This window comes from Marinobacter sp. NFXS11 (genome assembly GCF_040148675.1).
Classification (GTDB): Bacteria; Pseudomonadota; Gammaproteobacteria; order Pseudomonadales; family Oleiphilaceae; genus Marinobacter.
The window spans coordinates 694,900-706,811 of record NZ_JAGDDV010000001.1; the positions used below are offsets into that span (position 1 = coordinate 694,900).

11 protein-coding genes are annotated in these 11,912 nt (G+C 52.5%); 7 read left to right on the plus strand and 4 right to left on the minus strand.

The annotated features are described in order from the left end of the window. Positions 1-25: 25 nt before the first annotated feature. The 3 genes from J3362_RS03335 to pilB are packed head-to-tail and all read right to left on the minus strand — an operon-like array spanning position 26 to position 3,840. Positions 26-901, minus strand: coding sequence for a prepilin peptidase (locus J3362_RS03335; RefSeq protein ID WP_349518122.1), 876 nt, complete (start codon positions 899-901; stop codon positions 26-28). After that, positions 902-2,122, minus strand: a complete 1,221-nt coding sequence (locus tag J3362_RS03340; protein ID WP_349518123.1) for a type II secretion system F family protein — start codon at positions 2,120-2,122, stop codon at positions 902-904. Positions 2,123-2,124: 2 nt separating this feature from the next. Beyond that, a complete protein-coding gene (gene pilB, locus J3362_RS03345) occupies positions 2,125-3,840 on the minus strand; it encodes a type IV-A pilus assembly ATPase PilB (RefSeq protein ID WP_349518124.1) in 1,716 nt (571 codons plus the stop codon). Positions 3,841-4,152: 312 nt separating this feature from the next. Between pilB and J3362_RS03350 the strand changes: the two genes are divergently transcribed. From J3362_RS03350 to J3362_RS03360, 3 genes are all read left to right on the plus strand, one after another. Further along, positions 4,153-4,566, plus strand: a complete 414-nt coding sequence (locus J3362_RS03350) for a pilin (protein WP_349518125.1) — start codon at positions 4,153-4,155, stop codon at positions 4,564-4,566. A 279-nt stretch (positions 4,567-4,845) separates the two neighbouring features. Continuing rightward, a complete protein-coding gene (locus J3362_RS03355; protein ID WP_349518126.1) occupies positions 4,846-6,111 on the plus strand; it encodes an O-antigen ligase family protein in 1,266 nt (421 codons plus the stop codon). Positions 6,112-6,222: 111 nt separating this feature from the next. After that, a complete protein-coding gene (locus J3362_RS03360) occupies positions 6,223-6,621 on the plus strand; it encodes a prepilin-type N-terminal cleavage/methylation domain-containing protein (protein ID WP_349518127.1) in 399 nt (132 codons plus the stop codon). A gap of 22 nt (positions 6,622-6,643) precedes the next feature. Here J3362_RS03360 and J3362_RS03365 read toward each other — a convergent pair whose 3' ends face one another. Continuing rightward, positions 6,644-8,005 (minus strand): MBL fold metallo-hydrolase, encoded by a 1,362-nt coding sequence (locus J3362_RS03365; protein WP_349518128.1) that lies wholly within the window; start codon positions 8,003-8,005, stop codon positions 6,644-6,646. A 90-nt stretch (positions 8,006-8,095) separates the two neighbouring features. Here J3362_RS03365 and cysQ point away from each other — a divergent pair, with 90 nt between their 5' ends. The 4 genes from cysQ (at position 8,096) to J3362_RS03385 (ending at position 11,899) form a co-directional block, all read left to right on the plus strand. Then, entirely contained in the window at positions 8,096-8,872 is a 777-nt protein-coding gene (cysQ, locus tag J3362_RS03370; RefSeq protein ID WP_349518129.1) for a 3'(2'),5'-bisphosphate nucleotidase CysQ, read from the plus strand. Beyond that, the gene (gene rfaH / locus J3362_RS03375) at positions 8,869-9,348 is read left to right on the plus strand and encodes a transcription/translation regulatory transformer protein RfaH (RefSeq protein WP_349518130.1); all 480 of its coding nucleotides are present in this window, start codon (positions 8,869-8,871) and stop codon (positions 9,346-9,348) included. Before cysQ ends, rfaH begins: the two co-directional genes overlap by 4 nt. Positions 9,349-9,438: 90 nt before the next feature. Further along, positions 9,439-10,197, plus strand: coding sequence for a Wzz/FepE/Etk N-terminal domain-containing protein (locus J3362_RS03380; RefSeq protein ID WP_349518131.1), 759 nt, complete (start codon positions 9,439-9,441; stop codon positions 10,195-10,197). 424 nt (positions 10,198-10,621) lie between these two features. Then, complete coding sequence (locus J3362_RS03385) at positions 10,622-11,899, plus strand: capsule assembly Wzi family protein (RefSeq protein WP_349518132.1); 1,278 nt, start codon at positions 10,622-10,624, stop codon at positions 11,897-11,899. The last annotated feature ends 13 nt before the right edge of the window (positions 11,900-11,912 follow it).

Consider the following 11,912-nt stretch of genomic DNA (forward strand, 5'->3'; position numbering starts at 1 on the left):
AATCCGACCTACATGGACATCCTAATCAAACCCCCAAAAACCCAAACCAAAACGCCTGAATCTCACTGCCAAACCACAAACAAATCAAGCCCGCCGTCGCCAGATAAGGCCCAAACGGAATTGGCACCTCCCGCCCATGCTTCTTGAACACCATCAAACTGATACCCACAACCGCACCAACCACCGAGGACAGCAAAATCACTGCCGGCAACAACTGCCACCCCAACCAGGCACCAAGCGCGGCAAGCAGCTTGAAATCCCCATGCCCCATTCCTTCCTTGCCGGTAACCAGCTTGAACGCCCAATAAACCGACCAAAGCGAAAGATAACCGACGACGGCGCCCCAGAAGGCGCTGGTAAAGTCGATCAGCACGCCAAAATAATTTAACACCAGGCCTAGCCACATCAGGGGCAGGGTGATGTTGTCTGGCAGAAGCTGGGTATCGAAATCAATGACGGTCAGGGCCACAAGAGCCCAAACCAGCAACAAGGCCCAAAGGGCTGATTCGTTCGGCCCGATAACCGCAATGGTCACCACAGAGAAGATCGCCGTCACCGCCTCGATGATCGGATAGCGGGGCGAGATCGGCGCCTTACAGGAAGCGCATTTGCCCCTGAGAACCAACCAGCTGACCACCGGGATATTCTCCCAGGCCCGAATGCCATGGCCGCAGGAAGGGCAGGTAGAGGACGGTTTGGCGAGCGAAATCCGCTCTTCCTGCTTACGCTGCTTTTCAGGAAGCTCCAGGAATTCCTCGCACTGGCAGCGCCAGTCCTGGTGCATCATTTTTGGCAGTCTCAGAATGACCACATTCAAAAAGCTGCCAACGCAGAGAGCGATCAGGACAACCGACAGGTACAGTAGCCAGGGAGTGCCAAGCAATGTTTCAAGATCAAGCACTTAGCCAACCACCTTACCCATCTGGAAGATCGGAAGGTACATGGCGATAATCAGGCCACCAACCAGTACACCCAGAACCGACATAATCAAAGGTTCCATAAGAGCCGAGAGGTTATCTACCAGGTCATCAACCACCGCTTCGTAGTGATCGGCGACTTTGGAGAGCATCTCATCCAGGTTACCGGATTCTTCACCGATAGCAGTCAACTGAACAGCCATAACTGGGAAGATGTCAGCATTGCGCATAGCTGCTTGCAGTTGCGTGCCGCTGGCGACCTCGTCTTTGATCTTATTGATTCCGTCTCTGTAAACCGCGTTGCCGGTTGCATTTGCGACAGATTCCAGCGCGTCTACTAACGGCACACCGGCGGCAAATGTAGTCGAAAGAACTCGCCCAAATCTTGCAACCGCCGATTTATCGAGAACTTCGCCTATAACCGGCAGTTTTAGAGTGTATTTATCAATAACATCGGAGAATTTCTTCGATCTGTACTTTGCCTCCCTGAAGAGGAAAATGACGCCGACAATACCCAGCAATGCGATAAACCACCACTTTTGCATCCACTCAGAAATGTTAACAACCATCTGAGTGAATACCGGTAGATCCGCTCCAAACCCAGTAAACAGAGCCTCAAACTGTGGCACAACTTTCACTAGCAGGATTGCGGTTACGATTATAGCCACAACCACAACGGCCGCAGGGTAAGTCATTGCTTTCTTAACTTTTTTCTTTAGTAGTTCGGTCTTTTCCAGATATGTTGCAATGCGGTCAAGCATTTGCTCAAGTGCGCCCGCTTTTTCACCCGAATCCACCAAGCTACAGTATAGATCGTTGAAATGCCGTGGATGCTTCCTCAGGGCTCCTGCGAAGCTGGTACCTGCAGCAATGTCATTTCGCACTGCAAGAATAAGTTCCTGAAGCCCTTTGTTTTCCTGCCCGTCGGCAACAATGTCAAAGCTCTGAACCAGCGGAACGCCTGCCTTCATCATGGTGGCAAGCTGACGGGTAAGCATCGCAATGTCGAACGGCGTGATCTTCTTGCTGCCGCTGAAGAGCGGTTTCGACTTTTTCTTAACCTTGCTCGGTACGATTCCCTGTTTGCGAAGCTGAGCTTTCACCAGAGCAAGGTTGGTGCCGGAAACCTCACCGGTTGCCTTATTACCTTTTCTGTCTTTGCCTTCCCAAACGAACGCCTGGAGCTTTTCTGCTTTCTCTGCCATGTTTAATCCTTCGTCACGCGGTTGGCTTCCTCAAGACTGGTCACACCCTGAATCACTTTCAGAAGTGCTGCCTGCCGCAAGTTACGGAAGCCCTCTGCCTGAGCCTGTTTTGCAATTTTGATGGAGCTGGCTTCTTCCATAATCATGTTTGCCAGCTCGTCGGTAATTTTGACCACCTCGTAAATGCCAACGCGGCCTTTATATCCTCCATTGCATTTATCACAGCCCTTTGGGCGGTACAACGTGAAGCCTGTATCAATTTGTTCCTGTGTGAACCCCTCCCCCAAAAGCACGTCTTTGGGGATGTCTGCAGCTTGTTTGCAGCTGTTACACAAACGCCGGCCCAATCGCTGCGCGATAATCACACTCACGGACGTAGCGATGTTAAATGAGGGAACCCCCATGTTCATCATACGGGTGAGCGTTTCTGCGGCGCTGTTGGTGTGCAGGGTTGAAAGTACAAGGTGACCGGTTTGTGCCGCCTTGATCGCTATATTGGCGGTCTCCAGGTCCCGAATCTCGCCCACCATGATTACGTCGGGGTCCTGACGTAGGAAGGCTCGCAATGCTTCGGCGAAGCCGAGCCCGACTCGGGTGTTCACGTTAACCTGATTGATCCCTTCAAGGTTAATCTCAGCGGGGTCCTCGGCAGTTGAGATATTTCTTTCGGCGGTGTTCAGGATGTTCAGGCCGGTATAAAGCGAGACCGTTTTACCGGAGCCGGTTGGCCCGGTTACCAGGATCATGCCTTGAGGTTGTTCAAGCGCTTCAAGGTAGATCTGCTTCTGGTCTTCCTCATAACCCAGAACATCAATGCCCAGCTTGGCCTGGCTCGGGTCCAGAATCCGCAATACGATCTTTTCGCCCCATAGGGTAGGCAGGGTGTTCACCCGGAAGTCGATGGCCTTGGTCTTGGACAGTTTCATTTTTATCCGGCCATCCTGAGGCACCCGCCGCTCTGAAATATCGAGCTGCGCCATGATTTTTACCCGGGCAGAAATTTTTGGCGCCAACTTGATAGAGGGCCGCGATACTTCTTTCAAAATACCGTCCGTGCGGTAGCGAACCCGATAAACCTTTTCATAAGGTTCGAAATGAACATCCGATGCGCCGCCGCGAATCGCATCCAGCAACATTTTGTTCACATACTTAACGATGGGGGCGTCATCAACGTCGCTGGCAGTAACGGCGCTCTCGTCTTCCTGTTCACCGCCCTCAGTTTCCACGCCCTCAAGGTCTGCGTCCTCAAGGTTGCCCATCGAGGTATCCTGAGATTCAAGATATTTTTCAATGGACTCGCGAAGCTTAGCGTCGTCTACCAGTATCGCATCTGTACTCAGACCGGTATTGAACTTGAATTCATCAAGTGCCTGAATGTTGGTGGGATCCGAAACAGCAATAAACAGTCGGTTGCCGCGTTTATAGATGGGTAATGCGTTGTGCTTCCGGATCAGCTTCTCATCGACCACCTTCTCTGGAATCATCTCCGTTGAGAATGCGGAGAGATCCAGAACCGATACCCCGAACTCCATGGCGGCAGAGAAAGCCAACCCACTGCTATCCGCCAACTGGTTCTGAACGAGGTAGGTGATCAGTGGGATTCGGTTGTTAGAGGCTTGAATAAAAGCATCTTTCGCGGTGGCCTCATCCAAAAGTCCGTCATCCACAAAGCGTCTGGCCAAGCCTGTGAGGGTAACTTTGCTGCTGTCAGTTGCCATAGAAACGTTCAAGAGTGTCTTATAAGTTGCTGAAACGGCGTTCAGAGTGAATAAGCCAGAGTTTAGATGCACACGATCGCTTTGGAAAGCACGCATGCAATGAACCTGTAGCTGACAAAATTTGTCACCGAGTGACGACGGACGACAAGTTTAGGCGAGAGGGTGTTCAAGCCTCAAGGAACCATTTGCGATGTAGTGCATTGTTTAAATTGAGGAATTTTCAACCTGTCATGACTTGGCACGGTGCCTGCTTTATCACGGGAAGGCCGCTCTGCGTCCAGGGCGAGACTGACCATCTTTCGGAGATAAAATATGAAAACAGTTCAGAAGGGTTTCACTCTTATCGAACTGATGATCGTTGTAGCGATCATCGGCATCCTTGCGGCCGTAGCTATCCCGGCCTACCAGGAGTACGTTGCGACGTCCTACGGCGGTTCCTCCATGAAGGGTGTTAACCCGTATGTTGGAAAAGCGCAGGTCTGCACCCAGACTGGCATTGACTGCACCGGTTTGGATACCGAGATCACCAACGTGGCACAGCTGACAAGTGCCAGCACGATTGATCAGGGCGAAAACATCGTTCTGGTTTGGGAGAACGAAGGTTGTGCTTTGACCGCTGACGTCGCGACTGATGGCACTGTCGGTTACACCATGGCGCTGGGTTCCAACGCGCCTGCCAGCCAGACTGTAGAGCAGTGTGAAGAAGGCGCCGGCCTGAACACGTAATCGCGTTCTACTTGAGCAACAGCCAAATAGTGTGCTGCTTGTAGTCAAAGTGATGGAAAGCCTCTGCACAGCGTGCAGGGGCTTTTTTTTGCAGGCAATATAAGAACTATGTTGGTATTACTAACGCTAATATTGGTCGGAACTTCGTTGTTTGTTGGCCTTCTGCCCACACTCACGGGTAGCTACTCTGATCAGCGTTTTCTCGTTTGCGCTGCTTCTCTGGCACTTCTCGCTTTCGCTCTTGGCAATATTCTCATTCGGCCTCAGCAGTCGCCTCGAATGACGCATCTTTTGTGGCTTTTGCCGTTCGTGTTGGTTTTTCTGTCAGGCGAGTTGTATCCGGCCACATTTCGCGTCGAGCCCCTAATGTTCGCTTTCTTTTTCTCGGGAGCCTTCCTTTATGGTACTCAGCTTCCGGGCTCGAAAAATTTCGCTGTGGCTGTAAGGCAATCTCTGACCCTAATTGCATTTCTCGCACTCATCTATGGGTTTATAGCGGTTTTGAACTATGGTCTCGCGCTTCGAGATGGCAACAGGGAGGTCGACACAGTTGTTACCTGGGGATTTCCGAACATCCGGTACTGGAGTCACCTTGCAACGTGGCTAATTCCTTTGTTTGCGATAGCTCAGCAGTCCGGGAGTCTGTCGAGGTTGCCATTGGTGCGGGCGCTGTTTTCCCTTTCCGGCGCCATATGGTGGTGGATGATCTTTACTACGTCAGCTAGGGGGTCAGCAGTCGGGTTGATCGTTGGTTCTGCCGTGGTGATCGTTTTGTTCAGGCGCTCTAGTTTGGACTGGTTGCGTGTGGTGGGGAAGCAGTTGCTTGGTGGTGGTTTTCTGTGGCTGGTTTTGACCGTGCTTGTTCCCTGGTTGGTTTTTGGTTCTGCGGACTTAAGAGAGCTTAGAGTTCACTCGTCTGGAAGGCTCCCTTTATGGCAGGAAGCATGGGAAATGAGCTTGGTGAATTTTCCATTTGGATTGGGGTCTCAATCGTGGTTGACCCATGAAACTATAACCGAGGCGTATGAGCTTTCGAATCCGTTTGCTCACCCACATAACATGTATCTTCTTTGGGCCGCTGAGTATGGCTGGATAAGTGTGGCGGCCTTGTTGATTGCAGTCTTTGGCGTTTGCAAGTCTTTGGTCGTCTTAAGTACACGTCTTAAGCGTGCCGATAACAGCGATAAAGTCATTGTGGGGCTCACTGCATCAGTAGTGGCCGCATTTACTCACGCTGGAGTTTCGGCTGTCTTCATAGCGCCAGCCTCCATGCTCGTTGGTTTGCTAGTGTTGACGCTGTTCTCTGCGCACCTTTCTATGTCATCCGAGATCAGTAGAGGTTGCGGATATTTCAAGCTCAGCATTCAGAGCTTGAGGCTTGCGGCTGGCTTACTGTTAGTTGTATGTAGCCTGATAGGCGGAGTCTGGATGAGTGAGGTGTGGCATTACTACGAAGACAACATGCTTGATCGGCAGACCTATCAGGGGCAGGGCGCAATTTACTCACCACGATTTTGGTCACATGGTGACTTTCCTCGTCAATAGATTCAAAAGTGCGTGACTTAATTAGTTGTTTTTATTGGAAAATAAGTTTTGGCGCGATTTGTGCTTTTCTACTTCCATTACAGGTTTTCAAGATGGAGTGGCTTAGTCACCATGCGCAGAAATCTTGGTTTCACACTGATTGAGCTAATGATCGTTGTGGCAATTATAGGAATTTTGGCTGCAGCGGCCGTGCCGGCTTACCAATCGTATGTCGCTGGTGCGCAAGGTGGTGCTGCAATGAAATCTGTGACACCGTTTGTGGTCAAGTTGCAGGTTTGTACTCAAACTGGCAATGGTTGTCAGGCTTTGAATGCATCGATTGCAGCGGAGAGCAGCTTGAGCATTGCGCCAAATGCTGCGCAGGGGACGACGTCTGCAATTACGATGTCGAACCAGGGATGCAGCTTGATAGCAACAGTCACCGAAACTGGCACCGTGTCTTACGTGATTGCTGGCAAGGGGGCTGTTTCTGACGAGCAGTGCGCAGCCGGCGCCGGTCTGGGGTCATAGGCAGTGGGGGAGGTGAGAGGTCTCAAACCTCCACCTCCTCAAACAATTCCGGCACTTCAACATCCCAGCCAAACCTATCCCGAATCCGTTTGCGCATGACGTCACTCGCGACCAACTCACCATGAGTGACATACACCTTCTCCGGCTTGAGTGAGCTTTGCTCCAACCACGCCAGAATCTCGTTGTAGTCGCCATGCGCGGAAAGAGAATCCAGGTTATGAATCTCGGCCTTCACAGGCCAGTACTCACCGTGGATTTTCACTGATTCCGCGCCGTTCACCAGTGCATCACCCCGAGTTCCGGGCGCCTGGAAACCAGCGAAAACCACGCTATTGCGTGGATTGGGAAGTAGCGTTTTCAGGTGGTGTAGCACCCGTCCACCACTAGCCATTCCACTGGCGGAAATGATCACGCAGGGGTAGCGCACCGCATCCAGTTCAATGGATTCCTCCACCTTGCGGACAAATTCGGTTTTTTCGTCAATCAGCTCGCATTGAGCGGCGTTCAGTTTGTGCTCCTTGTGGTGCTTGCAGAAGATCTCTGTAGCCTTGATGGCCATGGGGCTGTTCAGGAAAACTGGCAGTTTGGGAATTTTCCCGTCCCCCATGATCTTGTGAATCACATAAAGCAGCATCTGCGCCCGCCCAACAGCAAACGCCGGTAAAAGCACAATGCCGCCACGGCCAGCCGTTTTGGTGATGATATCTGCCAGCTCCGCTTCCGGATCGGTCTCACCATGGGCCCGATCGCCATAGGTGGATTCACACAGCAACACATCCGCCTTTTTCAGGGGCTCCGGTGGGCGCATGATGATGTCATTCTGCCGCCCAACGTCACCACTGAATACAACTGTTCTGTCCGCGCCCTTGTGATGAACATGCACACAGGATGAACCCAGAATATGACCCGCCGGGGTGAAGGTTACCTGGAACCCTTTTACCGGTTCGAACGTCTCGTGGTAGTGCAGGGACTCGAAATGTTTCAGGGCTTCCCGGGCGTCTTTCTCGGTGAACAGCGGTTCCGGTTTTTCGTGTTTGGAGAATTTCTTGCGAAACGCGTACTTCGCATCCTCCTCTTGTAAAAAGCCGGCATCTGGCAGTAGAACCTTGCACAGTTCATGGGTGGCTTTGGTGCAGTAAACCTTGCCCTTGAAGCCATTCTTCACCAAGGCCGGCAGGTACCCGGAGTGGTCAATATGGGCATGGGTAAGCACCACGGCATCAATAGTTGAGGGATCCACAGGAAACTTCGCCCAGTTGCGCCGGCGCAAGGTCTTTACGCCCTGGTACATGCCACAATCCACCAATACCCGATGTTTCTCATCTGATAGAAGGTAGCGGGAGCCCGTGACTGTGCCTGTGCCGCCGAGGAAGCGAAGTTTCATAGAGCCATCCTTCTCGTTCTTTATTGAGGGAGTGTTACTATGGCTTATCATAGTTCATAACGTTTTGACCTGAAGCAGGAAGCGAATCACATGCATTACAGCTCCATCCTCCCGGACGTGATAAAAGTGGCCGATGAGGCCAGTGAGAAAGTGCTGCATATTTACCTGTCTGACTTCAAGGTGAGCTACAAGGCTGACGATTCGCCAATTACCGCTGCAGACACCGCTGCCCACGACATCATCACCCATGGGCTTAGAAGCATCAGCCGGGATATCCCGATCCTTTCGGAGGAGGGCAGCGATATCCCCTGGGAAGAGCGCAAACAATGGCGTCGCTTTTGGCTGGTAGATCCCGTAGACGGCACCAAGGATTTCACCCAGCGCACGGGCGAGTTCACGGTAAACATCGCCATGATCGAAGATGGCCAGCCGGTGATGGGTGTTGTCATCGCACCGGCCCTGAAAGAGGCATTCTGGGGAATTGTGGGAGAAGGTGCCCACATGCGGGACCGCACTGGCAGGGTTCATCACATCCGTGTGGCAGAGCCTAAACCCCTGAAGCGGGTTGTTGCCAGCAAAAACCACCTGAACGAGGAAACCCGGGCATTTATCGAGGCATTGGGTGAACATGAACTGGTGCAGGCGGGCAGCTCCCTCAAATTATGCCGAATCGCCGAGGGGCATGCGGATATCTATCCGAGGCTGGGCCCTACCTCCGAGTGGGATACCGGTGCTGCGCAAGCCGTGCTGATGGCTGCCGGCGGCAAAGTGCAGACGCTGGATGGCGAGTCCCTGAAATATGGTAAACAGAATGTGTTAAATCCGTATTTCGTTGCATCGGGAAGCTGGTACAGTCCCCGCCCATGACATGGTATGCACTGCAACATAAGCCCGCTCAGGGCGACCGCGCTCTTCAGCACCTTCAGAACCAAGATATCGCCTGCTTTTACCCAAAAATCAGTGTGGAGAAAATCAAGGGTGGAAAGCGCTCGAAGAAACTGGAACCCTTGTTCCCTGGCTATCTGTTCGTAAACCTTGAGCCGACGGATCCAATGTGGTCGAAGCTTCGTTCCACCCGTGGTGTGTTGAGAATCGTCGGCTTTGCCAACAAGCCCGCACCCATAAGCAATGCTGTAATCCAGCATATCAAAGAGAGCCTCGACTCAGTGGCAGAGCAGGGCGGTATCAAGCCGGGCCAGGCCGTAGAGCTGAGCGAGGGGCCCTTCGAGGGCATCAATGCCATTTTTCAGGCCTATGACGGCGAAGAGCGGGCAATAGTGCTTGTCAACTTTATGCAAAAGCAACAGAGCATCAGAGTCCCGGTATCTGCTATAAAGAAGTAACTGTTGTGGCCGTTGCCCAGGAAAAGAAAAATAGGTGTTCCGCGCCGAGCAGAGACATCCTTGGTTTAAAGCGTCAATAGAGGAGTGCAGATGGAAGAGATGCGGCGAGAGCGTCGATCAGAGGCAGGTGACGAAGTTAGTCTTGTTGATCTGACCTTTATGTTTCTGAAGCATCGGAGAACCTTCTATCTAGTATTCTTCTCTGCACTGTTTTTGGGTGTGATTTACGCTTTTTTCGTACCTCACAAGTACGAATACGTCACTCTCGTTGGGCTTGCAGAGAAGGAGCCCGGCACCTTTATCGAAAAGCCGGGTACTGTTATTGCAACTCTGGAGAATCGTTGGCTTCCTGAATATCAGGCAATATATCAAGCAAGCCATGATCAACCCTTTCCGCTCGATATCCGCTTCGTCAACCCCGAGAGTACCGCTTTGATTCGAATGTCTTCAGAAGCCTCAGTTGAGCAGGGTGAAGAGGTGAGGCGGGCGCACGATCATTTGGTCAATGAGTTAGAGCAGAGTCAGTCAGCCGCAGTGTCGGTTGTGAAGGGAGCTCTTGAGAGCCAGATAGAGTCTCTGTCTCAGACGGTCGGCATGTTGGAGAGTTATAACGACGCCGGCGAGGCTATAGCTGGGACCGTAGGAAAGCGTTTGTCGCTGGAAGCGACCCTGAAGTCAATTCAGCCAATGGAAGTTCTTTCTGAAAGCCGAAAAAGCTCGGAGCCTATTGGTCCTGCGCGGACCCTAATCGTTGTTTTGGCGGGCATGCTCGGATTGATGGCAGGTGTCTTTTCCGCGTTCTTTATGGAGTTTGCCAGCGTTATGAGGGCCAGGGTGAGCGAAAGTTAGTCGATTTCCCTGCATTTATGATCCTTTAACAATTCTTTACTGCGGTAAGCCCCTGAATCCGCACCTGTCAGACTTTTTGTCACTTGCTTGTCACAGGCGATGCCGTAAAATCATCACGCTTCTGAAACAGAACATTCATCTACCGACAAGGAAATAGTTGGGATTCAGTTGTTCCCTTCCTTTTGCCTGTTTCCTGTCGATTTTCAGATTAATAATACTTATGACCTTAAAACACTGGGCCCTGGTCGGTGGGGCGGTAGCGTGCTTAAGCAGTCCCCTCCTTTGGGCGGCGCCCTGGCTTGAGCCGGGGGATTCACGGGCCAGGTTTGCGGCTCAGAAGTTGGCAGACCGTGGCCATATGAACCGTACTGTAAGCACCTGGCCGCTAATGTGGAGTTCCGTTCACAGTGGTTTGCAGCCCAGTGTGAGTGCGGATCATTCGTCCGTAGGCGCTGCCGCGGCCTACCTGCTTTTCGAGCAGGAACAGCAGGCGCAGCCGGGGTTTCGCGGTGAGTACAGTCTGTATGGCAGCAGCGAGATTCCCGGTATCCGTGGGTTTGAGCAGAATGCTCTTGCGAAGGTTGGAGCGGCAATCGATCTTCAGTGGCAGGGCGAAGTCTGGGCCCTCGGGCTCAACCCCGGCTATGCCCATAATCCTGATGATGATGAAGAACTGCGCCTCGATGGCTCCTATCTTGCGGCAGCAGCCGGCAACTGGGTGTTCGGTGTGGGTGCTATTGACCGTTGGTGGGGGCCCGGTTGGCAGTCTAGCCTGATTCTCTCGAATAACGCCCGCCCGATGCCGGCGCTCTGGATCAACCGAAACAATACCCACGCCTTCGAAACCCCTTGGTTGAGCTGGATCGGTCCCTGGCAGTTTACAGCGCTAGCCGGACAGTACGAGAGCGATCGCGCGGTGCCGGATGCCAAACTCATTGGTATGCGCTTTACCTTCCGCCCCGTCGATGGCCTGGATATTGGCCTCTCCCGTGCGATTATGTTCGGTGGGGAGGGGCGGCCGGAAGGGGCGTCCACTATCTGGAATGCCCTGATCGGCCGGGATAATGGACAGCTTGAGGAAAACGATCCGGGCAACCAGCTTGCCAGCGTTGATGCGCGATACGGTTTCTCAGTTGGCCAGCAAACAATGGGCATTTACGGCCAAATGATGGGGGAAGACGAAGCTGGTGCCTTTCCGGCCAGGAAATCCTGGCTTTTCGGGGCAGATTGGACCACCCAGCTATTCGAAGCCGACCAGCAATGGTTTGTTGAGTACACGAATACCCTGGCTGACGACTTCCTGGGTGACGCCATTCCCAATATTACGTATGAGCACTCCCGTTACCGTTCCGGCTACCGCTACTACGGTCGCAGTATGGCTACCAGTTTTGATGGCGACGCAGAGGCCGTCACCCTCGGGGCTTTCAATTTCTTTGGCAATGGCACGAACCTCAGCGCCAAAGTGAGTTTCGCACATCTCAATAAAGAGGGTGCAATTGGAACAGTGGTGCCGAACGACGAAATATTTTACACCGTGCCCAATGTTGATCAGAACGTCACCATCCTTGATGTAGGGTATGGAGCCAGATTGTTTGGAGGATGGCTGGACCTGAATCTCCAAGCCACCGATAAGAAAATTAAGTACTTGGGTGGCGAAAAAGACCAGTGGTCTTTGGGTGCCGCCTGGACATACCGTTTTTAAACTGATCGAACCA

Excerpts from the sequence above, each read along its gene's own strand:
- J3362_RS03340 (WP_349518123.1), bottom strand. The coding sequence starts at position 2,122 with ATGGCAGAGAAAGCAGAAAAGCTCCAGGCGTTCGTTTGGGAAGGCAAA.
- pilB (WP_349518124.1), bottom strand. The coding sequence starts at position 3,840 with ATGGCAACTGACAGCAGCAAAGTTACCCTCACAGGCTTGGCCAGACGC.
- J3362_RS03350 (WP_349518125.1), top strand. The coding sequence starts at position 4,153 with ATGAAAACAGTTCAGAAGGGTTTCACTCTTATCGAACTGATGATCGTT.
- J3362_RS03355 (WP_349518126.1), top strand. The coding sequence starts at position 4,846 with ATGACGCATCTTTTGTGGCTTTTGCCGTTCGTGTTGGTTTTTCTGTCA.
- J3362_RS03360 (WP_349518127.1), top strand. The coding sequence starts at position 6,223 with ATGCGCAGAAATCTTGGTTTCACACTGATTGAGCTAATGATCGTTGTG.
- J3362_RS03365 (WP_349518128.1), bottom strand. The coding sequence starts at position 8,005 with ATGAAACTTCGCTTCCTCGGCGGCACAGGCACAGTCACGGGCTCCCGC.
- cysQ (WP_349518129.1), top strand. The coding sequence starts at position 8,096 with ATGCATTACAGCTCCATCCTCCCGGACGTGATAAAAGTGGCCGATGAG.
- rfaH (WP_349518130.1), top strand. The coding sequence starts at position 8,869 with ATGACATGGTATGCACTGCAACATAAGCCCGCTCAGGGCGACCGCGCT.
- J3362_RS03380 (WP_349518131.1), top strand. The coding sequence starts at position 9,439 with ATGGAAGAGATGCGGCGAGAGCGTCGATCAGAGGCAGGTGACGAAGTT.